This window comes from Halococcoides cellulosivorans, from assembly GCF_003058365.1.
In the GTDB taxonomy this organism is placed as follows: Archaea; Halobacteriota; Halobacteria; order Halobacteriales; family Haloarculaceae; genus Halococcoides; species Halococcoides cellulosivorans.
The window spans coordinates 1,806,770-1,829,616 of sequence record NZ_CP028858.1 but is presented as its reverse complement, the minus strand read 5'-3'; the positions used below and the strand labels follow the sequence as shown (position 1 = coordinate 1,829,616).

Sequence of the window (22,847 nt, the reverse complement as noted above, 5' to 3'; positions counted from 1 at the left end):
GACGGGGAGTTAAGCGCATCGAGACGCACGTCTCTCCCATGAGCGACGAGTCCGATCGGGTCGCGGACCTGTCGGCCCTGATCGACGAGAAAAACGCCCGGATCGCCGCCCTCGAAGCCGAACTCGACGAGGCGCGTCGGCTCAACCGCCTCGTCGAGGAGTTCGTGGCTGCAGCCTCGGAGCACCTCGACGACGAGTCGACGGTCGATCCACCGGACGCCCCCGCGTGGCCGGACTGGACGCGGGTGGGCGCAGGCGAGGCGAGCGGCGATTCGACGGCGACTGGCGACTCCCGGGCGGGCGACGCGTCGGAGGCCGGCCCTGCGTTCGACCCGGACAGTGGTGACGACGGACTCCTCCCGGAAGCGGGGTCCTCTGACGCTGAGGGCAGGAACGACTCCGACACAGACGCTGCCGACGGGAGTGGCGACACGCTGACCGACGCGCTCGCCGGTCTCGACGCGGTCGAATCGCCCGATCCGCGCAATAGCGATCTCGCGGCGCTCCACGACCGGATCGACGCGCTCTCGGATCGGGCGGTCGCGATGCTCGTTCACTATCATCGGGAGGGGCCCGCGACACCGGTCGCGGCGTTCGAGGCCGGCGGCGTCGGCGGCGACCGCACGGCAGCCTACGCCGCGAATCGCGAACTGCGCACCCACGAGTTCGTCGAACACGTGGGCCAGGGCACCTACGACACGCGTTTCGAGGATCTCGTCGTCGATCGGATCGGTGGCGACCCCGCGACGATCGAGGACTGCCGGGCCGAACTTCTCGATCGCGTCGAACGCGCCGCGGCGGGCGTCGGTGCGGGCGCGGTCACCCTCGACGCCACCGAGTAGCGAGCACAACGTCCTTCCACGCCCCGACCGACTGTTCCGTATGACCGACTACACGACCGTCTCGATCCCGCGGGACCTCGCGGATCGGGTCGAGGACACCATCGAGGGCACGAGCTTTCAGTCGACGAGCGATCTCGTCCGCTTTCTGCTTCGGAGTATCGTCATCCAGCACGAACGCGAAGGCCAGCTCACCGAGGCCGACTTCGAGGAGATCACCGAGCAGTTGCGCGACCTGGGCTATCTGGAGTGATCGCCGCCGCCCTCACTCCTCGACGTGTTCGGGCGGCAACTCGACGTCGTGGATCGACAGGTCGGCGGGGCCGTGCTGGTCGTACGCCCGGACGTCCTCGCGCTCCCAGGGCGGGACTCCGACCAGCAGCACCGAGTGCAGATCGTCGGTCACCGTCGGTGCGGCCTCACCGTCGGGATGGGAGAGAAAACGTCCGCTCGTCCGGGCGAGCGGGGTCGAGAGGTCGATCCCGAAGACGGCGTCGACGCTCGACTCGGTCGGCCAGTAGAAGTGCGTAAACACCGCGACCTCGGGGTCGAGGCCGACGTCGAGCTGTCCGGCGGGCGTCGTCGCCAGCGGCACGGTCACCTGCTGGGGCTCCTGGTCACGAGCGCGGTCTAAGAGCACGCCGATCAGGTCGCTCGTCGCGTGGACGGTGCTCATGGGAGTGCCTCCCGAGCGGCGCGGAGATAGGCGGCGGGGGCGCGACGTCGCGAGTGCGCGAGTGCGTCGTCGAGCGGCGCGCTCGCGCCCTCACAGACCGGCTCGCCGTGGCCGACGAGCAGGCAGTCGGGGTGATACCGCCCGAGCGATCGCGGGGGCATCAGGCGCAACATGGGGTGGACGCCGACGCGTTCGCCGCCCGCCCGTTCGTAGGCGGCCGTCCCGACCGCTTCGGGGACGACCAGCGTCTCGCTGGCCTCGTGGACGGCGACCGCTTCGGTCCAGACCGGCCAGTCGATCACGGTCTCGACCCGAACGGTGGTCTCACCGAGCGTGTCCGTGATCCGATCGACCGGCGCGTCGAACGCGCTCGCGACGTCCATCGAATCGGGGATGGCGATCGGGACGCCGAACTCACGCGCGAGCGCGTCGGCGTCGCGTTTGTGCCGATCGAGCAGGACGGCCACGCCGGCGACCGGTGGCCGATCTTCGAGGCGGTCCGCCAGCCCCTCGACGGCGACGGGGTCGATCAGCCACGTCTCACCGTCGACCGAGAGGGCGTGACTGGCCCGATGCATGCGCTCGTCGGGATCGGTGATCCAGGTCAGCGCCGGACCACAGTCGATAAAACGTGCCATGGGGAACCTCGCACCCGACGGCGCAAAGTCTTGGTGGGGCTCACAGCCGGTCGGTGTCGACGCCGACGCCCGGTGGCGCGACGATCAAAAAGCCACGAAAGTGGACGAGCGACCCGCCCCCGGCGTGCACGTCGCGCGCGAAGCCCGCCGCGCGCTCGTTGACGTCGCCCTCGACCGCGAGGACGAGGACCTGGCCCGCCTCGATCGCCTCGACGTACTCTCGGTCCGGCGTCGATCCGTCGAGCACGTCGAGTACGATCCGGTGGGGGCCGTCGCTGTCCTCGATCGACTCTTCGATCGTTCGCAAGTCGAGATCGAACTCGCTCATGCGAGGGGGTCGACGCCGACCCCTATCAAGCTTAGTAGAACGCGACGGGCGTGCCGACGTCGTCGGACTCGGATTCGAGTTTCGCGATCGCCTCACGGAAGTCGCGCTCGGTCACCTGGGTACGATCCTCCCGGATCGCGAACATCCCGGCCTCGGTACAGATCGCGCGGATGTCCGCGCCGGAGACCTCCTCGACGCTGTCGGCCAACGCTGCCAGATCGACGTCGTTCGCGAGGTTCATCTCGCGGGTGTGGATCTCGAAGATCCGTTTCCGGCCCTCGGGGTCGGGTTTGGGCACCTCGATCAGGCGATCGAACCGGCCGGGGCGGAGCAGCGCCCGGTCGAGCATGTCGAACCGGTTGGTCGCGGCGACGATGCGGATCTCACCGCGATCCTCGAACCCGTCCATCTCGCTCAACAGTTGCATCATCGTCCGCTGGACCTCGGCGTCGCCCGAGGTCTTCGATTCGGTGCGTTTGGCAGCGATGGCGTCGATCTCGTCGATGAAGATCACCGCGGGTTCGTGCTCGGCGGCGAGTTCGAACAGATCGCGGACGAGGCGTGCGCCCTCACCGATGAACTTCTGGACCAACTCCGAGCCCGCCATCTTGATGAACGTGGCGTCGGTCTCGTTCGCGACGGCTTTCGCAAGCATCGTCTTGCCCGTGCCGGGCGGGCCGTGCAAGAGCACGCCGCTCGGCGGTTCGACGCCGACCTCGACGAACCGATCGGCCTCGATCAAGGGCTGTTCGACCGCCTCGCGGACCTCGCGGATCTGCTCGGCCAGCCCACCGATGTCGTCGTAAGTCACCGTCGGGGACTCCGAGACCTCCATCGCCTGTGCGCGACTGTCGGTCTCGGGGTCGAGTGTGGACTTGATCGAAAACGAGTCGTTGACGGCGACGCGATCGCCCGCGTCGAGCCGATCGCGGATCGCGTCGCTGGCCTCGGTGAGCACTTCCTGGTTGTTGCCGTGCTGTTTGAGGACGATCCCGTCGTCGGTGAGTTCCTCGGCGGTCGCAATGTAGAGCGACGACGTCTTCAGCGTCTCGTTCTCGCGTTCGAGCTGGTCGACGTCGGCTTCGATCTCGTCCCGTCTGGCCCGCGCGGCGTCGAGTTGATCGTGGAGTTCCTCGTGGACCCGTCGAACGTCACGAAAGTGTTCCGTGAGCGCCGCCAGCCGCTCGTCGGGCCCCATCTCGGCGTCGATATCCAGCTTCGGACTGTCTGGGAGAGACGGGCTACGGGACATCTGGTTACCCGAACTACCCACCCAAGAAAAAAGTGCCTTTTGGGTCGTCTCACCCGGCGAGGTCACAGTCGACTGCCGCCGGGCGGATCGTCGACGATCGGCGGACTCGGTCAGCCGTCCAGGTCCGCGACGCGGGCCATCCGGTCGAGTGCGTCCGAATAGGCGTCGATCGCCGCCGCGACGGGGTCGGCGGTCGTCGGATCCACGCCGACCGATCGGAGGAGATCGACCGGATAGTCGCTCGACCCGCGCGCGAGGAAGTCCCGATACGCCGCGGCGGCGTCCGCTCCTTCTTCGTCGATCCGGTCTGCGATCGCGACCGCCGCCGACAGGCCCGTGGCGTACTGGTAGACGTAGAAGGACCGATAGAAGTGCGGGATCCGCATCCACTCCCGTGCGATATGCTCGTCCAACTCCGCGGGCGCGTAGTAGTCGGCTTTCAGGTCGCGATAAGCCTCGTCCAGCCGATCGGGTGTGATCGGGTCGCCGTCCTCGACGGTCGCGTGAACCTGCCGTTCGAACTCTGCGAACATGGTCTGGCGGAACAGCGTCGAGCGGAACCGTTCGAGCGACTGATCGAGGACGTGTCGGGTCAGGCGGTCGTCGTCGCTCTCGGCGAGCAGGTGCCGCGTCAGCAGGACCTCGTTGACGGTGCTCGCGACCTCGGCGACGAAGATCTCGTAGCTGCCATAAATATAGGGCTGGGCCTCGCTGGTCAACTCCGAGTGCATCGAGTGGCCGAGTTCGTGGGCCAGCGTGTACATCGAGGAGACGTCGTCCTGGTAGTTCATGAGGATGTACGGCTGGCTGTCGTAGGTCCCGCCGCTGTAGGCGCCGGCGCGCTTGCCCGGCGTCTCGTAGACGTCGACCCAGCGATTCTCCAGGCCGTCGGCGCAGTGCTCGCGGTACTCCTCACCGAGCACGCCGACCGCGTCGAGGACGTGCTCGCAGGCCTCTTCGTAGGGAATCTCCGGACTTTCGGTCTCGGTCAGTGGGACGTAGAAATCCCAGGGCCGGAGCGCCTCCGCCCCGACGTGGTCGGCCTTGAACCGGGCGTGGCGATGCAGCGGGTCGAGGCGATCCCGGACCGTCTCGACGAGGGTGTCGTAGACGTCCACCGGGACGTTCGGGCCGTCGAGTGAAGCGTCGAGTGCGGAGTCGTAGTCCCGAGCGCGAGCCGATTTCACGTCGGTCAGCACCGATTTGTGATACGCGGTCCCGACGGCGTTGTGAACGGTCGCCCACTCCCCGTAGAAGGCGTCGTGGACGCGCTCGCGGAACGCGCGGTCCTGGCGCTGGAGCAGGGTCGTGACATTGTCGAGAGTGATCTCCACGTCGCCGTCCTCTCCCTCGGGGGCCGGGACGCTCGGAAACGTCATGTCGGCGTTCGCGAGCGTGTCGTAGATCTCACCGGGCGAGCCGAGCACTTCGCCCAGATCTGCGAGCAGCGCTTCGATCTCGGGCGATCGGGTGTGGGCCTCCATCCGGAGCACGTCGTCGAGGTAGTGGTCGTACTCGGCCAGCGCGTCGGTCGCGAGATACGGTTCGACGACCTCGCGGCCGGCCTGCTGGAGTTCCGGTTCGATGAAACTCGCGGCCTCGCTCGCGGCCGCGGACAGCGACTGGGCCTCCGCGAGCATGGCCTGGGCGTCGTCGTCGCGGGTGTCCTCGTCCCGGCACATCCGGGCGTAGGAGGCGACGTTCGAGACGGTCCGCATCAACTCCTCGTAGGTTTCGAGCGTCGCGGCGAGGCTGTCGGCATCGTCTGCGACCTGACCCTCGAACGCACGGAGGTCGTCGATGGACTCGCGAGCGCTCGCGATGTCGGCCGCCCAGGCCTCGCGGTCGGCGTACAGTGCGTCGAGATCCCAGGTGTACTCGGTCGGAACCGCTTCACGGGAGTCGGCGGTGGGCATAGATCCGCCTGGATCGCTGGCACGTAAAGGGTGTCGTCCGTCGGGTCCGTGTCGGTCGGCCCGCTGCAGTCGGGCCCGGTCCGGGTGCTCGCTCGACCGAACCTTTAGGTGGTGACGGCGACACCCAGAGACGTGACGTACACGACACGAACGACGGTCGCGGGCGAGTTCGACGCGGTCGTCGAGGCGACGATCGACGCACTTGGCGACGAAGGCTTCGGTGTCCTCTCGGACATCGACGTGCAGGCAACGTTCGCGGCGAAACTCGACGAACAGTTCCGCCAGTATCGCATTCTCGGGGCGTGCAATCCGCCGCTGGCTCACGAGGGGCTTCGCGAGGAGATCGAACTCGGGGCGTTGCTGCCGTGTAACGTGATCGTCTACGAGGCCGACGACGGTGTAGTCGTCGCGGCGGTCGATCCACAGCGTCTCGTTGGCCTGGCTGACAACGATGCGCTCGATCCGATCGCGACCGAGGTCGACGACCGACTCCAGCGCGCGCTCGACACCGTCGAGGACCGCGTCTAAGCTACTCCGGGCCAGCCCGCTCGACGTAGTCGACCGCCGCTGCGGGCGTGTCGACGGCCGCGACGCCCGCCACGTCGTGGGTGTCCAGGCCCGCGACGGGCCGGCCCGCGTCGAGTCCGAGGGCGATCTCCGAGAGCGTGCCCGTCGCCCCGTCGATCGCGATCGCGGCGTCGCCATTCATGACGACCAGCGCGTTGCGGGCGTTGCCCAACCCCGTCGCGATCGCGGTGTCGACGAACTCGTTGGCCGCGCTCCGGTCCTCACCGGGCAAAATGCCGATCGTCTGCCCGCCGGCCTCGCTCGCACCCCGACAGACCGCTGCCATCACGCCGCCACGCCCGCCACAGACGACGGTGTGGCCGTGCTCGGCCAGTAATCGGCCCACCTCGCGAGCGATCGCGCTGGTCTCCTCGTCGACCGAACTCCCACCGATGACACTCACGCGCATGCGAACTCCTCCGAGGGCAGTCGTTTGGCAGTGACGATCCTGGGCCCACGATCGCCCCCTGGCTTTAGGTCACGGCCCCCGATGGGCCGGCATGAACGCGGCCCTCGACCGCGCGCTCGGCCGGGTCTGGCAGTCGCCACTCCCGGGGCGCGTCCTCGACGATCTGGTCGCACTCGACCGCGTCGCGGGCCACGACGGCGAGCGTCGCGCGGCCGACCGCATTCTCGATCACCTCGACCGGGCGGGCGCGGTCGACACGCGTCGCGAGGCCGTCCCGATCGAGGTCTGGCACGCCGATGGCGCGTCGCTCGCGATCGATCCGCCCGCAGCGAGCGCCGGCATCGACGCCCAGGGCGACGCGACGCCCGATCACTACGCGGCGACCGCGCTCCCCTACTCGCCGGCGGGGACGGTGATCGGCCCCGTTCGATCGATCGACGCCGACGCCGATCTCGACGGCGCGATCGCCCTCTCTCGGGCCGGCGGCGACACGCACCGCCTCGCCGCCGTGGGGCGGGCCGCCGAACGCGGTGCGGCGGGATTTCTCCTCGCGGGCGACCGGCCCGGACAACTCCGCCCGACCGGCACCGTCGGGACGGGCCAGGCGGGCCCGCTGGTCGCGGCGGGGATCAGCCACGAGACCGCCGCGACGCTCGACCGCCGTGACCGGCCGGTCGAACTGTCGGTCTCGGCTCGTCTGACGGACGGTGAGACCCACCTCGTGCGCGGGCGGATCGGCCCCGACACCGCGGATCGCGTCCTCGTCGTCGCCCACCACGACGCTCACGCGATCGGTGAGGGCGCACTCGACAACGGGGCCGGCGTCGCCGCGCTGGTCGCGGTCGTCGAGACCCTCGTCGGCGTCGATCTCCCGCTCGGCGTCGACGTCGCGACCGTCGGCGGCGAGGAGGTCGGCCTGCTCGGGTCGGCGGCGCTGGCCGCCGCGATGGACACCGACCGGATTCGCGCGGTCGTCAACTGCGACGGGATCGGCCGGCACCCCCGCCCGAAGGCGATCACCCACGGGTCGGACGCGCTCGACGACCTGATCGCCGGCGTCGCGCGTGATCTCGACCGGCCGATCGATCGGGTGACCCGGACCCACCCGTACAGCGATCACTGGCCCTTTCTCCGGCGTGGCGTCCCGGCACTGCAGTTTCACAGCACTCGACCCGGCGGGCGGACCGATCGCTGGGAGCGCGGCGTCACCCACACTGCCGCCGACACCCGCGAGAAGGTCTCGATCGCGACCGTCCGCGATCACGCGATGGTCGCGGCGGTGGCCGTCCGCCGGTTGCTCGACACGCGCGTCCCGCGGCGCGACCCCGACGCGATCCGGGCGGGCTTCGAGGAGACGGGCCTGTCCGACCGGATGCGCACGGCAGGCGTCTGGCCCGAGGCGTGGTGACTCGACCGTCATTGGTGTGACGGCCACTCACTCGATCGTGACTGTCGCCCGATGATCGCGACCCGGCGGGAGCCGTGCTGGGTCGCCAGTCAGGTCGAATGACTGCCGATCGACGAGGTCGGCACTCGACCGGCCGAGTGCGATCGTTGCGGGTCCGGGGTGGAGCACCCGCTCCACGTCGGCGTCGTAGTCGGCCAGCGCGACCGCTGGGATCGACCAGGAGACGCGCTTCGACGCGCCGGGATCGAGGTCGACCCGAGCGAACCCGCAGAGCTCACGCTCGGGGCTGGTGCGATCGCCCGGCAGATCGGTGGCGTACACCTGTGGAACCGCGACCCCCGGGCGATCGGAGACGTTCGTGACCGTCGTCGCGAGTTCGAGCGGCGCCGTCGTCTCGCTCGCGTCGGGGGCCTCCAGCGGGCCGTATTCGATCGTCGCGTAGCTCTCGCCAGCGCCGAACGCGTGGGCGGGATCGCCCGGTCCGAACCGGTAGCCCGCGGGGCCCGACTGCGGCCGGCGGGCGTGATGGGCGGGGACGTGACCCGCCGATCGGGGGATCGATACCGGGAGTCGCCCGCCGGGGTCGGTCCCAGCGAGCGCCTCCGCGAGGCCCAGGCCGCCGCGTTCGCCGGGCAGCCAGGCGTAGACGAGGCCGTCGACCGCCGCGTCGACCCTGAGTGGGCGGCCCGCGACGACGACTGCGACGGTGGGGGTGTCGACCGCGGCGAGTGCGTCGAGCAACTCCGGCTGGACGCCCGGCAGGCCCAGCCCCGACCGCGAGATCCCCTCGCCCGCGCTCGCCAGGCCGGTGTACTCGCCGTCTTCGGTCTCGGCGGCGAACAGCCCCGAGCGCGCGCCGACGACCGCGATCGCGAGATCCGCGTCGGCGGCGACCGATCGCGCCTCCTCGATGCCCGACCGATCGTCGTCGAGCAGCGGACAGCCAGGCGCGTGGTCGATTCGGGCGTCGACGGTGCGACGCAGCCCCTCCACCGGCGAGACCACGGCACACGCGTCCGGATCCTCCATGTGGACCGGGTAGGCGTAATCACCCAGGAGGCCGACTGTCGCGTCGGCCTGGGGCCCGACGACGGCGATACGGTCGGGATCGTCGATCGGGAGCGGGCCCGACTCGACGATCGTGACGCTCTCGCGGGCCGCTCGCTGGGCCAGTTGGCGGGTGCGCTCGGCCCCGACGCGATCGCTCGCCCGCTCGGCGTCGATCGTGGGATCCGCGAACAGGCCGAGCGCGGCCTTCTGTTCGAGGACGCGCCGACAGGACCGCCGCACGACCGAGCGGTCGAGATCGCCGCTCTCGACGCTCGCTTCGAGGGCGCGATAGGCGTCGGCTTCGGGCAGTTCCACGTCGATCCCGGCGGTGAGTGCCTGTCGGGCCGCCTCGCGATCGTCGCTCGCGACGCCGTGGACCGAGGCGAGTTGCGGGACGCTGAAATAGTCGGAGACGACCGTGCCATCGAAGCCCAGGTCGTCGCGGAGCAGGCCCTCAAGAAGCTCTGGGGCGCCCCCGCAGGGCCGTCCGTCGACGTCGTTGTACGCGTTCATCGCGCCGTCGGGGTCGGCCGCGGCGATCACCGTCTCGAACGGTCGTGCGTGGACGGCCCGGAGGTCACGCGGGCCGACCGAGACCGACGCACGCGACCGCCCACCCGACGGGGTCCCGTGCCCGATAAAGTGCTTGACCGTCGCGCCGAGTGCGGGCCCGTCGCCGTCCTGGATCCCATCGACGAACGCCGTCGCCATCACCTCGATCAGTGCGGGCGACTCTCCGAACGTCTCCTCGATCCGCCCGAATCGGGGGTCTCGACCCACGTCCAACACGGGCGAGAGCGCCTGTCGACAGCCGATCCCCGCGAGTTCCGCCCCGATCGCGTCGGTCGTCGCCCGGAGGAGGTCGGGATCGAAGGTCGCGGCCATCCCGATCGCCTGCGGGACGACCGTCCCGCCCGGGCCCATGTAGCCACAGAGACACTCCTCGTGGGGAATCGCGGGAATCCCGTGGCGAGTCTCCTCGCGACAGAACCGCTGGACGGAATTCGCGAACGCGGCAGCGTCGCGTGGCTCGCGTCCGGCCCACCCGCCGATGCGGGCGACGTGCCCGACGCCGTGGGGAATCGCCTCGGCGGCCCGCTCGGGGTCGAATCGCCCCTCCGAATCGGCCAGATCGCACGGGCGGACACCGACGAGTTGGGCGCACTGCTCGGCCAGCGTCATCCGATCGAGGAGGGCGTCGATCGCGGGCGCGGCGTCCGCTGCGTGCATGCGCGTCGCTCGGCCCGCGATCCATTTGATCGTTCGCTTATTCAGCGATACCGTACGTCTCGCCTGTGAAGTCGAACCCCTCGTAGTACGCCGACTCGCGGGTCGCGATATCGTCGATCGCCCCCACGTCCCGATCGTCGAGCGACCAGTCGAGCACGTCCGCGTTCGCTCGGACGTGATCGGGCGTCGACGATCGGGGGATGACCGTCGCGCCGTGCTCGATCGCCCACCGCAGCGTGATCTGGGCGGGCGTACGATCGTATCGCTCGGCAATCTCGGTGATCGTCGGGTCGTCGAACACCGCCGCGCGGGCGAGCGGGGCCGCCGCTTCGAGTGCGATCGAGCCGTCGGCCACCTCTTCGCGCACGCGTTCTTGCTGATAGTAGGGGTGGAACTCGACTTGATCGACGGCGATCGGGACCGGACTGATCCGCCGGGCGGCCCGGAGCTGGTAGGCCGTGAAATTCGAGACGCCGACGTTACGGACGAGGCCGCGATCGACGAGTGTCGCCATCGCGTCGAGGGTCTCGCGCAACGAGATCGCCGGGTTCGGCCAGTGGACGAGATACAGATCGAGCGTGTCGATGCCCAACCGGTCGAGGCTGGCCTGGCAGGCGTCGATCACGGACTCGTAGTTCAGATTCGAGGGCAAGACCTTCGAGGTGATCCAAAAGTCGTCGCGGTCGTAGCTCGCGAGCGCGTCACCGAGCGCGGCTTCGTTGCCGTAGCCCTCGGCGGTGTCGACGTGGCGATAGCCCGCGTCGTACGCGGTGTCGAGCACCTCGCGAACTGTCTCGTCGTGGAGTTTGTACGTTCCGAGGCCGAGTTGGGGCATCGCGCCGGTCGGCAGGTCGACGGTCGGGGCCATACTCGGGAACGGACCGCCGACCGATAAGAGCGTTTGGGAGCCCCGCCCTAAACGGCGGTGTCGTCGGGCCCGTCGAACGACCGCTGGGTGCGGTACTCGTCGACGAACTCCTCGACGTCGAGGCCGTCGAGCCGTTCAGCGAACGCGGATTTGATCGAGTCGTCACCGACCTGGTCGACGGCGTGATCCATCAGGTCGACCAGCAACTGGACGAGCAGCACGTGGACCTCGCGAGCGGTGAAGTCGCTCACCCAGACGTAGTTGAACCCGACCTCGCCAATCTCGGAGGCGTCGGTCGAGGCGACCGTCTGGGGGACTTCGTCTGCGAGCATCCCCACCGCGTGGAGCGTTCCGAACGTGTGGTCGGTCTCGCGGGGCTTGACGGTCTCTTCGAGTGTGTGGGCCATCTGCTCGGGGATGAACCGGGTGAGCGGATCGGTGTCGTAGACGACACCGTGGGCTTCGCCACACTCACAGTCGATCTCGCTGGTGTTCAGATCGAACTCGCGGACGTCGACGGTCTCGCCACAGGGCAGTTCGAGTTCCGGGTCGTCGTCGGTCGGCACGCCTGGGACTGACATACCACCTCGTTCGTGTGGTGTGGGTTTAAGAGCCGCGGAACGACTCGTCGCCGTTCGTATCGCCAGCGATCGGTTCGTCGTCTGCACGTGTCCCGTCGTGGGTCCTGTCTCCGCCGATTCCGTCGCCTGCGCCCAGGTTCTGACGGGTGAACTGCGGTTTCGCCCGGATCCCACGCTGCTTGCGGAACGATCGATACAGGGCGATCCCGACGACGAGCGTGCCCAGTGCCGCAAACAGCGTGGTGATCTGTGTGCCGAACGCCTGGAGGATCGCCGTCGAGAGCACGCCCGCGGCGGCGACCATCCCGAGGGTGATCCGGGCGCCCAGACGCTCGATGTGGCCGTTCTCGTCGTCGATCGTCGCGGTGAGCGTCAGGGCGTCGCGGTCGATCCGGTCGAGTGTGCGATCGAGTTTCGGCGGCACCGACACCAGCGCCTCGCCCGCTGCCCGCAGGTCTCGGCCGGCGTCGCGAGCGGCCCGCTCGACACCGCGCTGGAGGTGGCCCTCGTCGGCCAGGTACTCGGTCGCGACTGCGATGAAATCGAACCCGGGATCGAGGGTGACACAGACGCCCTCGACGACGGTCGCGACGCGCAAGACGAGCGCGAGATTCGGGGGCAACCGAAAGGGGAACTCGTAGATGGTGTCCTCGATGCGCTGGACGATCTCCTGGACGCGGTACTGATCGATCTCCTCACCGCGGGCGTCAGCGATCGCGAGTTCGAGGACGTCGGCCATGATCTGCCGATCGGCCTCGGGCGACAGGGTCCCCATCTGGATCAACGCGTCGAGGATCCCGTCGATGTCCTGTTCTGCGACGGCGACGTAGAATTCGACGATCTGATCGCGCACGCGAGAATCGACCTGCCCACTCATCCCGAAGTCGTAGAAGACGAGCGTGCCGTCGTCCTGCACCGCGAGATTCCCGGGATGGGGATCGGCTTGGTAGACCCCGTCGTCGACGATCATCTGGAAGTACGTGCGTTCGAGACGCTCGGCCAGGTCCGTCCGGTCGATCCCCCGCGCGTCGAGGTCGTCCAGATCGGTCACTTTCGTCCCGTCGACGTACTCCATGACGAGGACGCGATCGGTCGAGTAGTCGTCGTACACGTCGGGAATCGCGACGCCCGGGTCGTCGGCGAAGTTCGCGCCGATCGCCGCACACATCCTCGCCTCGCGCTCGTAGTCCATCTCTTCGGTGATGGTGCGCTCGAACTCCTCGGCCATCGTCTCCAGCGAAAAGGACCGGGTGTCGTCGACGAAATACAGGAGGATCGGCAGCAGCCATTTGATCACCCGCAGGTCCGCGGCGACCAACTCTTCGACGCCGGGCCGGCGGACCTTCACCGCGACTGGCTCGCCGTCGATTTCGGCGGCGTACACCTGCCCGAGACTCGCGCCACTGATCGGGGCGGTGTCGAATTCGGTGAACACCTCTTCGATCGGGCCGAGGTCGGCTTCGAGGATCGCTTTCGCTTCCGGCCAGTCGGCGGGCGGCACGTCGTCTTGCAGGCGCGTGAACTCCTCGATGTACGCCGGCGGGAGGACGTCGGGGCGTGTCGAGAGCAACTGCCCGAGTTTGATGAACGTCGGCCCGAGCGTGAGCATCGAGTCCAGCAGGCGCTCGGCGCGTCGGCGCTGCGTGTCGGCGTCGACGCGACGCGACCCGCCGACGAGCACCCAACGCCGGCGATCCCGGGCGTACGCGATCGCCAGCGGGAGGAACTGCCGGACGACTCTCAGAAAGCGCGCGTAGGAGCGAAACACCAGCCGTCACCTACGACTCGATGGGGATTTCGACGCCGCCCGTGTGGCGTTTCGGCAGCGTCACTTCGAGGACGCCACGCTCGACGCTCGCCGTTGCCTCGTCGCTGTCGACGATCGGCGGGAGCGGAAGCTCGACGTCGAGGATCATCTGGCGGCGCTCCTCGACGTAGGAGTATTCGGCCGGCGGGTCTTTCTGCCGGTGGGCCTCGATCGAGAGTCGCCCGTCGCCGGCGGTCACCGTCGTCGAATCGGGCGTCGCGCCGGGCACGTCGATCCGGAGGCAGTAGGCCTCCTCGGACTCCAGGAGGTCCGCGAACACCGAGTCGGGCAGTTCAGCGAGGCCGTCTTCGAGCGCTGTCATGGATCGGGCTACGACGGGCCAGGCGAAAAAGGCCGGGGTCGCGGTGTGAGTGGTGTGGGCACGGACTGTGGGCCCTGGGCGATCGTCGATCAGTCAGGTCCGTCCGCCGTCGCGTCTCTAGTCTCCGCTGTCGCGTCTCTAGTCTCCGCCGGGGAGTCCGACGATCGCAGCGCGACGACGCGTTCGCCGTCGCTCTCGCGCCGTTCGATCAGGCCATCGCGCTCCAGGTCGTCGAGCAGGCCATCGAGCCACTCGCGGCCGGGGTCGCCCGCCGGATCGTAGTCGACCCGGACCGCGTGCCCGACGGCGTCGACCGGGCGGGGGCCGTCCGCGAGCGTTCGGAGGACGCGCCCGCGAAACTGCCGGCGCGACCCGTCGAATGCGGGCTGTGTGGGCACGTCTGGCGCGGTGAAATCGCCCGTCCGATAGGCATGACAGTGCGATCGGAACGGACACGCGGCGTCGTCACACGCGGGCGTCGGTGTACAGGCGACGCCACCGAGTTCCATGATCGCGTTGTTGAACGCCGCCGGGCGGTCGGGCGCGAGCAGTTCCTCGATCAACGCGTCGTAGGGCGGATCGTCGTGTTCGCGGACGCCCTCGAGAAGCCGATAGAGGACGCGCTCGACGTTGGTGTCGACGACGGCGACGGGCCGATCGAACGCGAACGCTGCGACCGCGGTCGCGGTGTAGGGGCCGACGCCCTGGAGGGTCTGGAGCGAGTCGCGATCCGCGGGCAGCGACCCGTCGAACTCCTCGACGACCATAGCGGCGGCCTCGTGGAGATATCGTGCCCGGTTGTTGTAGCCGAGACTGTGATCGGTCCAGAACGCGACGACCGCGCTACGATCCGCGGCGGCGAGCGCCCCCGGGGTGGGCCACCGATCGACGAACTCGCGGTAGGGCTCGACGATCCGATCGAGTTGGGTCTGCTGGCTCATCACCTCCGAGACGAGGATCGCCCAGGGGTCGGCATCGTCGCGCCAGGGAAACTCGCGATGCCCGTCGTCGTACCACGCCAGCAGGGCCTCGCGGAGGTGGTCGGGATCCGTCGGCCACGCCACGCTACTCATCGGCGGCGGGTCGGTCGTCCGGCCCAATGCATCTTCGGATCACGGACGCGCTCGCCGTTTCGGGACCCACCGCGGACGCACACCCGGCGGCAGCGTCGGCGATCACCCGACTTTAGTGCGTCGGACACCTACCTGTGTGTAACGTGCCCTGCCCTGTGGGGAGCGAGGATTGACTGATGTTCGACCGATTCCGCGACGACGTTCGCACTGCCATGGCGAAAGATCCCGCCGCTCAGAGTACGCTCGCCGTCGTGTTGACCTACGCTGGCCTTCACGCGGTCTGGATTCACCGGCTGGCCCACGCGTTCTGGGAGCGCGACTGGAATCTCCCCGCGCGCCTGCTCAGTCACTTCGCACGCCTGTTCACGGGCGTCGAGATCCATCCCGGTGCCGAGATCGGCGAGCGCCTCTTCATCGATCACGGCATGGGAACGGTCATCGGCGAGACCGCCGTGATCGGCGACGACGTCCACATGTACCACGGCTGTACGCTCGGGGGGAACACCATGCGCCGCGAGAAACGCCACCCCACCCTGGAGGACGGCGTCACGATCGGCGCGGGCGCGACCGTCGTCGGGGACATCACGATCGGCGAGCGCGCGAGCGTCGGTGCCGGCGCGGTCGTCGTCAACGAGGTCCCGCCCGAGGCGACCGTCACGGGCGTCCCCGCCGAGGTGGTCGACGAACCCTACTGTGAGTCCGTCGCGGCGGATGTCGACATTCCCAACAACGCCTCATGAGTGGGCCGATCGCGACGCTACGCGACGATCCCGATCTGGGTCCGGTCGTCGAGCGCGTTGGTCCCGTGACGATCGAGGCCCACGCCGACCCCTTCCGTCGCCTCGTCGTCTCGATCGTCCGCCAGCAGTTGTCGATGGCGTCGGCACGGTCGATCCGCGAACAGTTGTTCGAGGCCGTCGAGCCGACGCCCGACGCGATTCTCGGGACCGATCCTGCGGCGTTGGCCGACGCGGGGCTCTCGACCGCGAAAGTCGAGGCGCTCCGCGCGGTCGCCCGCGCGCACGAAGATCACGACTGGCCCGCGGCCTTTGCAGACCAGTCTGATCGGGAGGTCACTGACGCGCTCACCGCGATCCACGGGATCGGGCCCTGGACCGCGAAGATGTACCTGATCTTCGCGCTCGGGCGCGAGGACGTCTTCCCCGTCGAGGATCTGGGGGTCCGCCGCGCGATGGAACGGCTGTTCGACGACCCGACACGCGCGGAGATGCGCTCGATCGCCGAGCGCTGGGCGCCGTATCGCAGTTACGCCGCGCGGTATCTGTGGGCGCTCGAAGACTGATCGGCGGGTCAGTTTTCGATCAGGTCGAGCACGTCGTCCACGAACGACGCTGTCTCCTCGATCAGGTCGTTGATGTCGGTCTCTGGAGCGTCTGGACCGTAATCGGCCCGCTTTCGAAGCGTCGAACACTCGTTGAGAAACCGCCCGTGGTCCCTGGATATGTCGCCCTCCGTGACGATTTCAGACCCAAACAATGAGAGCACGCCACCGTGAGATGTCGGCTCGAACCCACGGTCGTAGAGGACTGCCTGTGCGGCATGAAAACAGGCGTAATAACACCGGTTGATGATGACGGTCTCGGAGAGCCCTGCGGATCGGGCCCCGCTGGCGTCGTTCAGCGCTTCGCGCGCCTGTCGAACCTGCTCAGCGACGCTTTCAGACATGGATTTTCCCTTCTCGAAACGCTCGCGAGAAAAACGGGTGATCGCGCTGTCGCTCGACCGCCGATCGTGATCGGACGTGGACCTCGACCACGGGCCCGTATTCGACCATTACGTCGTATGCAGTATCGCTGAGTATTGTCTCGACTGCGTCCCGATCCGCGTCGTCGTCGACGATCGCGAGGAAGTCAACGTCGCTTCCCAACCCGCTCGCCTCGCCGCGGACGGTCGATCCGAACTGCAACAGCGTGTCGAGGCGGTCGATATCGCGCTCGCGGACGCGCTCGACAAACGCTCGCGCGGCGGACGCGTGCGCCGTGGCCCGACGGTCCTCCCGCGTGCTCATACTTTCCCGTAGGCACGCCAGCGTGGAAATCGTTGCCCCTCGCTGTCCGCTCCGCCGCTCTCCGGACCGACATGTACGACAACGTTTACCAACCCCCGAACCCATACGAAAGACCATGGAGGAAGCGTGGATTCAACTGACGTGCCCGGACTGCGATCACGAATACTCGAAGACGGCGACGACGTTGCCCGGGCCCGACGCCACACACACCTGTGACGACTGCGATGGCGCCGCACCACTGTCGGAGTTCACCCGCACCGCGCGCGACCTCGAAATCCTCCGCTCGCTGCGCGCGTAGCCGTTCTCACCGCTCGTCCCGACGCTGTCTGGCGGTTGGACTGCGATTCGACAGGAGCGACCGCTGAGAAGGCAAAAATCAATTTTTAGTACTGAGAAAGAAAGGTCTGGTCGCCGTTCGACACCGTTCCCGTGGGGTATTTTCTGGCCGTGAAAACGCGCGATTTTGTCCCAGCGGGGTGAAACGAACGATAATGTTATTTACACCGGTCTCCATAGTTGGCAGTACGCGCACCGGGGCTGCAAGCTGGGGGACCTGACCTGGTCGCCCGTCGATGGAGGTCGTCGGTGACCCGGACGCGCGAGCAACCCACACGGGAAAATCAAACCATGAAACTCAACGAGATGTTTACAGACGACAGCGCAGTGAGTCCAGTCATCGGGGTCGTCCTGATGGTCGCAATTACCGTCATCCTCGCGGGGACGGTCGGTCTGATGGTGACGCAGATGGACGGTCTCGCGGCAGATTCGGGGACGTCGGCTGTCGCGTTCGATTACGATTCTGGCAACTCGACCTCTGCTAACATTACTGTGACGAACGCGCCCGCCGGAGAAAACGCCCTCAATTTGGAAGATATCGAAATTCAACTGGCTGGTGAAGATGTTACCGACTCTGGCCCCTCGACCAGCTTTGGTTCGAGTGGTACCTTGACTGCCGGCAATCAGGCACTGGTTCACATTGACAGTCTCAGTAGCCCCCCTGCCGATATTGATGGATTAACTGTTCGAGTCGTCTACACTGGCGGCGGAAGTAGTACGGTCATCGGCGAGCACACCTTCTAACGTCGCATAATCGGATTTTCGACGCATTTTCATTTCGGTCAGTCGAGTCAGAGACCTTTTTGTCAAATTCAGACCGGTCTAACAGCCTTTCGGCCTACTCCGTCGAAGTGCGGCGCATAGACACACTCGACCGCTCACTTTTGAGCCGCCGGATCGAAAACGAGCGTTCCCCTTCCGTCCATCCCGTCAGCGACGGCGTCCCGACACTCGAAATCAGTCCCGAATGGAGTTCTCACAGCCGTTTCGCGCCAGTGTCTCCCGTCGTTCTCTCGCTGGGCGTCCTCACCTGGGAACCCGCACGTGGACTCCAGTCGCCGGCGAGCGACTTCGACCGCGGTGTCGCGTCCGCCGGGACCCGACTCGTCGTCCGCGACGAGCGCCCTCGCGACGCGTGCTGCCGTCGCGGACCGCTCGAATCGACAGCGTGTCTCTCGATGTGGACGATTTTAGTCGGCGTAAAAATGCTGTCGCCCACTGATAGCCATTGGTCCATGGACCAATACTCGTATCACTGTGGCTCACATACCGAAATTCGACCTCTGGGGCCGGTTCTGGAGCGAGATCCCGAAATCCGCGTTCGAGGTCGAATAACCCCCATTACCCATGACCGACACCACCCCACCGCTGCACCCGATGGAGCGCGAACAGCTACAGGCCCACTCGACGCTCGTCGTGACCGTGGAGTCCTCCGCGGAGTTTCACGGGGCCGTGACCGACGCGATCGAGTCGATCGATGCGGGCGAGGAGGCGGCGTCGCCGCCGACGCTGTCGTTTTCGAGCTACGACGATCTGATGGCGACGTTCACGCCGCGCGTGCTCGACCTCATCGAAGCCATTCGTCGGGACGAACCGGCCAGTATCAACGAGGCGTCGCGGGTCGTCGATCGTGACGTGAAAAACGTCCACGAGGAACTCGACCGACTCGCTCGACTCGGCGTCGTCTTTTTCGAACAGGACGGCCAGCGCAAGCGCCCGGTCGTCTGGTTCGACGAACTCCTCATCGATCTCCCCTTCGAGCCAGAGGGTGGGGACGCGACCGCCGCCGCGCCGTGACGATCGGCCACGATGTGGTTGTGTGGCCGGGTTCGAGGAAAACCGACCGCGGGCGCTCGCGTCTTACTATCGTAGAGGATCGCTATTCGACCTCGTCGAGGGGGACGAACTCTTCGTCGTCGGTCCGTTCGAGTAGTTCGCGACGGTTCTGTTCCTGTCTGGCCTCGATCAACTGCTGCATGACATCGTCCCAGGTGTCGCCCGATCGCTTGAATGCCTCTAACTGCTCGAACGTTTCCTCGCGGACGGGGATTCGCTTTTCAGCCCGTGCCATCCGTCCTGAATTGCCGTTCCGATCGGATGTCCGTGTGCGCGATGGCCTCCCCGCCGACCGACGGCCGCACGGCAATGGCTGACGGCCGTCTCGGCTTCCCTGGGAAATAGTTATAGAAAGTGCGAGGCGAAAACCCACGGCTTTAGCCGTGGGATGACAGCGCGGAACTACGTTCCGCGGGCCGTGCGAGCGGGCGGCGAGACGACTCTGTCGCCTCGAAATCGCGGCGCGTAGCGCCGCGCATTGCCCGCTCGCAGAAGCCGACAACTGGGAATCAAACCACGTTACAGGAGCAGGCCGACTCCCCAATGTTTAAAAAACATAGACTCTACATATAAGGTATGGAGGTGCGGCGTACTGTCCCCGTTGCGCTCGACGTGGACAGCGATGACGCTGCACTCCTCGAAGACACCGTAGACACGTTCCTCTGGTCGGCACAGTACGTCGTAGACCACGCGTTCCACGGCGAGTACGTCACCACGAGCAAGACCACGCTGGACGATGAAACCTACGACGATGTACGCGAGAAAACAGACGGCTTCAACGGTGGACTGGTACAAGCCGCTCGGAACAAAGCAGCGGAAGCCTGCAAAAGCGTCGTCGCCCGCTGGAAGAACGGCAAGAAGGCATCAAAACCACGCTTTACCAGCCCACACGTCGTCTACGACCACCGCACAGCCACCTTCCACGACGACTACGTGAGCCTCGCCACCACAGACGGCAGGATTGAAGCCGACTACGTACTGCCTGACGAGGATAGTGACACGCCGCACTCGGAGTACCTGTTTTCAGATGAATATGAAATTACGGGTGCGGAACTACACTCCCAAGACGGCAACTGGGTACTTCACATCCACTGCAAGAAGGAAGTGGAGTCCGACACGTCGAAACAGGCAACAACTGAGAACGGAACGGTTCTCGGTGTTGACCTCGGCGTGAACAACCTCGCGGTCACCTCGACGGGAACGGTCTGGACGGGCAATGAGTTCGACCACTGGCGGCGTGAGTACGAGAAGAGACGTGGCTCGCTTCAACAGTGCGGGACGCGCTGGGCGCACGAGAATATGCAGTCCGTCGGTCGGAAAGAGGATGGGCGGTTCAAGTTGATGTTGCACCGAATCGCCAACGAACTCGTTGCAGAAGCCCGCGAGAACGAGTGTTCGGTCATCGCATTCGAGGAGTTGGCCGATATTCGTGAGCGGACTGGTGCGTCGTGGGGGCACAAGTGGGCGTTTGACCGCCTCTACAACTACGTTGAGTACAAGGCCGAAGAATACGGTATTGCGGTTACGCAGGTTGCCCCCGAGAACACGAGTCGGCGTTGCTCACACTGCGGATTCACCCATCCCCACAACCGCGATGACGATGACTTCGAGTGCCTGAAGTGCGGGTATGCGAACCACGCTGATTACAACGCCGCGAAGAACATCGGGTTACGGTATCTCCGTCGCAACCAAACTGGGGGCGACGGAGGCGCACCCTTGGGTGTGCGCTTGAACAGCGGGACGTTGAACGTGAATGGAGGCTATTCTCCTGCCGAAGAATCGGCCAGAACGGCAGTCCACGCTGAATCCCACCGCTTTAGCGGTGGGTAGCTCAAACGATCGTATACGCTACGTGGAGGTATGAGTAGCGATCGACAGTCGGTTCCGGTGTCGCTGCCGCCGGAACTGGTCGACCGACTCGACGGACTCGTCGAGGACGGCGTTTTCGGGTCGCGGTCCGCCGCGCTCCGGTACGGGGCCCGACTCGTGGTCCGCGACGAGCGACAGCGGCTCCACGAACGAGCGGACAGCGACGCGCGGGCAGACGTCGAGGACCGCCTGGATCGAAAGCGTGTACCTTGATCTCGATGTCATCCTGGCGGAGTTGAAAGCGGACGACTGGCTGGCGAGTGCCGTCGACATCGAATCGATCGACGAGCCGACGACCTCGGTGGCGACGGGTATCGAACTTCAGTACGTCATGGAGGATGAGTGGAATCGAGATCGCGTCGTCAGCGCTCATCGTGAGATCGTCCGTCTCGGCGTCGAACTGGTTCCGCTAACGAGTGACGCACTGGACGCTGCGAGTTCCCTTCGTTCGGAGTACGAGGCGCTGAACGTCTTCGACGGTGTGCATCTCGGCACTGCGTCTGTCCGTGAGGAACCGATCGTCTCGACGGACACCCTGTTCCCCCCCCAGATCGAAGAAATCGATCACGTCGATCCGCGAGCCATCGACTGATCTCCGCTCGAATGGATGTCCGATCGTGCCGATCGCGCCGCGGCTACGTCCCGTACCGACGATGAGCCTCGTCGATCGGGAGAATTTCACGCACGCGGACAGCCGTCTCACCGTCGTCGATCGTATAGAACGCCGTATAGCTGCGCCCGATGTGTAACCGATACATCGATCGACCGTCGACGGTGAGCTTTTCGCGGTCACCACGTCCAGCGTTCGGTCGAGGATACGGGTCGTCTGCGAGTTTCTGGAGGTTGTCGCGGACGATCCGATCGGTTTTGTCGTCGGCGTCGTCGAGAACGGATCGCGGCTGTTCGGCCAGTAACACGGTGTACGACATTTATTCGATCTCGTCGAGGGGAACGTACTCCTCGTCGTCGGTCCGTTCGAGCAGCTCTCGACGGTTCTGTTCCTGTCTGGCCCCGATTAACTCCTGCATGACCTCGTCCCAGGTGTCGCCCGCCCCTTTGAACTCGCCCAGTCGGTCGAACGTCTCCTCGCGGACGGGGATTCGCTTTTCAGCCCGTGACATATTTACAAGATTGCCGCTTCAGCCGGGTAAATCTTCCGTCCGATCTGATCGACGTGGGCGCGGTGGTCGAACATCCCTACAAACGGACCCAACAGCCCTTTGGCCCGCTCCGTCGAACGGCGGCGCATGGACCGACTCGAACGCTCGCTGTTGGAGACGCCGGTGATCGAAAAAGAGGGGTATCACTACTTCGTCCACCCGATCAGCGACGGCGTCCCGACGCTGAAACCCGCACTCCTCCGGGAGATCGTCGTCCGGATCATCCGCGCGGCGGACGTCGAAAACGTCGACAAGATCGTCACGCCCGCGGCGATGGGCATCCACATCTCGACGGGCGTCTCGATGATGACTGACGTCCCGCTGGTGGTCGTCCGGAAACGCGAGTACGGCCTCGACGGCGAGGTGTCGCTCCAGCAGGTCACCGGCTACTCCGAATCGGAGATGTTCATCAACGACGTCCACGCGGGCGATCGCGTGCTCGTCATCGACGACGTGCTCTCGACCGGCGGGACGCTCGATGCGATCGTCGGCGCGCTCGATTCGATCGGCGCTGATATCGTCGACATCGTCGCCGTCATTGAGAAGGTCGGCGGCGGAAACGAAATGGCCGACCGCGAGGAAAGCGTGACGAGTCTCGTCCGCGTCGAGATGGTCGACGGCGAGGTCACGATCGTCGAGTGACCGGGCGACGC

General features: G+C 66.6%; 30 protein-coding genes. 13 read left to right on the top strand and 17 right to left on the bottom strand.

What is annotated here, in order from left to right:
* Positions 1-38 precede the first annotated feature (38 nt).
* Together HARCEL1_RS09065 and HARCEL1_RS09060 are read left to right on the top strand one after the other, a co-directional pair.
* Positions 39-842: a hypothetical protein gene (locus tag HARCEL1_RS09065; protein WP_108382628.1), complete on the top strand. Its 804-nt coding sequence runs from the start codon at positions 39-41 to the stop codon at positions 840-842.
* A gap of 40 nt (positions 843-882) precedes the next feature.
* Entirely contained in the window at positions 883-1,092 is a 210-nt protein-coding gene (locus tag HARCEL1_RS09060) for a ribbon-helix-helix domain-containing protein (protein WP_108382625.1), read from the top strand.
* A 12-nt stretch (positions 1,093-1,104) separates the two neighbouring features.
* Here the strand turns inward: HARCEL1_RS09060 and HARCEL1_RS09055 are convergent, their stop codons facing one another.
* The 5 genes from HARCEL1_RS09055 to pepF all read right to left on the bottom strand — a co-directional run bounded on the left by HARCEL1_RS09055 (position 1,105) and on the right by pepF (position 5,649).
* Positions 1,105-1,515, bottom strand: a complete 411-nt coding sequence (locus HARCEL1_RS09055) for a hypothetical protein (RefSeq protein WP_108382622.1) — start codon at positions 1,513-1,515, stop codon at positions 1,105-1,107.
* Positions 1,512-2,153 (bottom strand): hypothetical protein, encoded by a 642-nt coding sequence (locus tag HARCEL1_RS09050; protein ID WP_108382620.1) that lies wholly within the window; start codon positions 2,151-2,153, stop codon positions 1,512-1,514. The genes HARCEL1_RS09055 and HARCEL1_RS09050 overlap by 4 nt, the downstream gene beginning before the upstream one ends.
* 40 nt (positions 2,154-2,193) lie before the next feature.
* Positions 2,194-2,481: a DUF5779 family protein gene (locus HARCEL1_RS09045; protein ID WP_108382618.1), complete on the bottom strand. Its 288-nt coding sequence runs from the start codon at positions 2,479-2,481 to the stop codon at positions 2,194-2,196.
* Between the two features lie 31 nt (positions 2,482-2,512).
* Complete coding sequence (pan2, locus tag HARCEL1_RS09040) at positions 2,513-3,733, bottom strand: proteasome-activating nucleotidase Pan2 (protein ID WP_108382615.1); 1,221 nt, start codon at positions 3,731-3,733, stop codon at positions 2,513-2,515.
* A gap of 110 nt (positions 3,734-3,843) precedes the next feature.
* Positions 3,844-5,649: an oligoendopeptidase F gene (pepF, locus tag HARCEL1_RS09035; protein WP_108382613.1), complete on the bottom strand. Its 1,806-nt coding sequence runs from the start codon at positions 5,647-5,649 to the stop codon at positions 3,844-3,846.
* Positions 5,650-5,781: 132 nt separating this feature from the next.
* On the opposite strand from pepF, the gene HARCEL1_RS09030 reads away from it, so the two are divergent.
* Positions 5,782-6,177 carry a DUF302 domain-containing protein gene (locus HARCEL1_RS09030; RefSeq protein ID WP_108382610.1) on the top strand — a complete coding sequence of 132 codons (396 nt, stop codon included), beginning with the start codon at positions 5,782-5,784 and terminating at the stop codon, positions 6,175-6,177.
* Between the two features lies 1 nt (position 6,178).
* Here HARCEL1_RS09030 and HARCEL1_RS09025 read toward each other — a convergent pair whose 3' ends face one another.
* Entirely contained in the window at positions 6,179-6,625 is a 447-nt protein-coding gene (locus HARCEL1_RS09025) for a TIGR00725 family protein (protein WP_108382608.1), read from the bottom strand.
* 91 nt (positions 6,626-6,716) lie between these two features.
* On the opposite strand from HARCEL1_RS09025, the gene HARCEL1_RS09020 reads away from it, so the two are divergent.
* A complete protein-coding gene (locus HARCEL1_RS09020) occupies positions 6,717-8,033 on the top strand; it encodes a M28 family peptidase (protein WP_108382605.1) in 1,317 nt (438 codons plus the stop codon).
* 27 nt (positions 8,034-8,060) lie between these two features.
* Here HARCEL1_RS09020 and HARCEL1_RS09015 read toward each other — a convergent pair whose 3' ends face one another.
* From HARCEL1_RS09015 to HARCEL1_RS08990, 6 genes are all read right to left on the bottom strand, one after another.
* Positions 8,061-10,313, bottom strand: a complete 2,253-nt coding sequence (locus HARCEL1_RS09015) for a beta-glucosidase (RefSeq protein WP_108382603.1) — start codon at positions 10,311-10,313, stop codon at positions 8,061-8,063.
* 37 nt (positions 10,314-10,350) lie between these two features.
* Positions 10,351-11,181 (bottom strand): aldo/keto reductase, encoded by an 831-nt coding sequence (locus tag HARCEL1_RS09010; RefSeq protein ID WP_108382600.1) that lies wholly within the window; start codon positions 11,179-11,181, stop codon positions 10,351-10,353.
* A 47-nt stretch (positions 11,182-11,228) separates the two neighbouring features.
* Positions 11,229-11,762, bottom strand: coding sequence for a DUF5815 family protein (locus HARCEL1_RS09005; RefSeq protein ID WP_108382598.1), 534 nt, complete (start codon positions 11,760-11,762; stop codon positions 11,229-11,231).
* Positions 11,763-11,787: 25 nt separating this feature from the next.
* A complete protein-coding gene (locus tag HARCEL1_RS09000) occupies positions 11,788-13,533 on the bottom strand; it encodes an ABC1 kinase family protein (RefSeq protein ID WP_108382596.1) in 1,746 nt (581 codons plus the stop codon).
* A 7-nt stretch (positions 13,534-13,540) separates the two neighbouring features.
* A complete protein-coding gene (locus HARCEL1_RS08995) occupies positions 13,541-13,891 on the bottom strand; it encodes an Hsp20/alpha crystallin family protein (protein ID WP_108382593.1) in 351 nt (116 codons plus the stop codon).
* 89 nt (positions 13,892-13,980) lie between these two features.
* On the bottom strand, positions 13,981-14,964 hold the full coding sequence (locus tag HARCEL1_RS08990; RefSeq protein ID WP_108382590.1) for an HhH-GPD family protein: 984 nt from the start codon (positions 14,962-14,964) through the stop codon (positions 13,981-13,983).
* Between the two features lie 176 nt (positions 14,965-15,140).
* Here HARCEL1_RS08990 and cysE point away from each other — a divergent pair, with 176 nt between their 5' ends.
* Both cysE and HARCEL1_RS08980 read left to right on the top strand, forming a co-directional pair.
* Complete coding sequence (cysE, locus tag HARCEL1_RS08985; protein ID WP_108382588.1) at positions 15,141-15,704, top strand: serine O-acetyltransferase; 564 nt, start codon at positions 15,141-15,143, stop codon at positions 15,702-15,704.
* Positions 15,701-16,267 carry a DNA-3-methyladenine glycosylase family protein gene (locus tag HARCEL1_RS08980; protein WP_108382585.1) on the top strand — a complete coding sequence of 189 codons (567 nt, stop codon included), beginning with the start codon at positions 15,701-15,703 and terminating at the stop codon, positions 16,265-16,267. The genes cysE and HARCEL1_RS08980 overlap by 4 nt, the downstream gene beginning before the upstream one ends.
* Positions 16,268-16,275: 8 nt before the next feature.
* On the opposite strand, the gene HARCEL1_RS08975 is transcribed toward HARCEL1_RS08980, so the two are convergent.
* Both HARCEL1_RS08975 and HARCEL1_RS08970 read right to left on the bottom strand, forming a co-directional pair.
* Positions 16,276-16,650, bottom strand: a complete 375-nt coding sequence (locus tag HARCEL1_RS08975; RefSeq protein ID WP_108382583.1) for a HEPN domain-containing protein — start codon at positions 16,648-16,650, stop codon at positions 16,276-16,278.
* Entirely contained in the window at positions 16,643-16,993 is a 351-nt protein-coding gene (locus HARCEL1_RS08970; protein WP_108382581.1) for a nucleotidyltransferase domain-containing protein, read from the bottom strand. Before HARCEL1_RS08970 ends, HARCEL1_RS08975 begins: the two co-directional genes overlap by 8 nt.
* A 115-nt stretch (positions 16,994-17,108) precedes the next feature.
* Between HARCEL1_RS08970 and HARCEL1_RS08965 the strand changes: the two genes are divergently transcribed.
* The 3 genes from HARCEL1_RS08965 (at position 17,109) to HARCEL1_RS08955 (ending at position 19,126) form a co-directional block, all read left to right on the top strand.
* Positions 17,109-17,291 (top strand): DUF7836 family putative zinc-binding protein, encoded by a 183-nt coding sequence (locus HARCEL1_RS08965; protein ID WP_108382579.1) that lies wholly within the window; start codon positions 17,109-17,111, stop codon positions 17,289-17,291.
* A 287-nt stretch (positions 17,292-17,578) separates the two neighbouring features.
* Positions 17,579-18,073 (top strand): type IV pilin, encoded by a 495-nt coding sequence (locus HARCEL1_RS08960; RefSeq protein WP_108382577.1) that lies wholly within the window; start codon positions 17,579-17,581, stop codon positions 18,071-18,073.
* 603 nt (positions 18,074-18,676) lie between these two features.
* Positions 18,677-19,126: an HVO_A0114 family putative DNA-binding protein gene (locus HARCEL1_RS08955; RefSeq protein ID WP_174182924.1), complete on the top strand. Its 450-nt coding sequence runs from the start codon at positions 18,677-18,679 to the stop codon at positions 19,124-19,126.
* A gap of 82 nt (positions 19,127-19,208) precedes the next feature.
* On the opposite strand, the gene HARCEL1_RS08950 is transcribed toward HARCEL1_RS08955, so the two are convergent.
* Positions 19,209-19,400 (bottom strand): antitoxin VapB family protein, encoded by a 192-nt coding sequence (locus tag HARCEL1_RS08950; RefSeq protein ID WP_108382574.1) that lies wholly within the window; start codon positions 19,398-19,400, stop codon positions 19,209-19,211.
* A gap of 341 nt (positions 19,401-19,741) precedes the next feature.
* Here HARCEL1_RS08950 and HARCEL1_RS08945 point away from each other — a divergent pair, with 341 nt between their 5' ends.
* Genes HARCEL1_RS08945 through HARCEL1_RS08935 form a run of 3 tightly spaced genes read left to right on the top strand, consistent with a single transcriptional unit; the run spans position 19,742 to position 21,626 of the window.
* Positions 19,742-20,995, top strand: coding sequence for an RNA-guided endonuclease InsQ/TnpB family protein (locus tag HARCEL1_RS08945; protein ID WP_108382572.1), 1,254 nt, complete (start codon positions 19,742-19,744; stop codon positions 20,993-20,995).
* Between the two features lie 30 nt (positions 20,996-21,025).
* Positions 21,026-21,247: a ribbon-helix-helix domain-containing protein gene (locus HARCEL1_RS08940; protein ID WP_108382569.1), complete on the top strand. Its 222-nt coding sequence runs from the start codon at positions 21,026-21,028 to the stop codon at positions 21,245-21,247.
* Positions 21,237-21,626 carry a PIN domain-containing protein gene (locus HARCEL1_RS08935; protein ID WP_108382567.1) on the top strand — a complete coding sequence of 130 codons (390 nt, stop codon included), beginning with the start codon at positions 21,237-21,239 and terminating at the stop codon, positions 21,624-21,626. The genes HARCEL1_RS08940 and HARCEL1_RS08935 overlap by 11 nt, the downstream gene beginning before the upstream one ends.
* Positions 21,627-21,669: 43 nt before the next feature.
* On the opposite strand, the gene HARCEL1_RS08930 is transcribed toward HARCEL1_RS08935, so the two are convergent.
* The gene (locus tag HARCEL1_RS08930) at positions 21,670-21,963 is read right to left on the bottom strand and encodes a type II toxin-antitoxin system RelE family toxin (protein ID WP_108382564.1); all 294 of its coding nucleotides are present in this window, start codon (positions 21,961-21,963) and stop codon (positions 21,670-21,672) included.
* A complete protein-coding gene (locus HARCEL1_RS08925; RefSeq protein ID WP_108382561.1) occupies positions 21,964-22,155 on the bottom strand; it encodes a hypothetical protein in 192 nt (63 codons plus the stop codon).
* A 126-nt stretch (positions 22,156-22,281) separates the two neighbouring features.
* On the opposite strand from HARCEL1_RS08925, the gene hpt reads away from it, so the two are divergent.
* Positions 22,282-22,836 carry a hypoxanthine/guanine phosphoribosyltransferase gene (hpt, locus tag HARCEL1_RS08920; protein ID WP_108382559.1) on the top strand — a complete coding sequence of 185 codons (555 nt, stop codon included), beginning with the start codon at positions 22,282-22,284 and terminating at the stop codon, positions 22,834-22,836.
* Positions 22,837-22,847 lie beyond the last annotated feature (11 nt).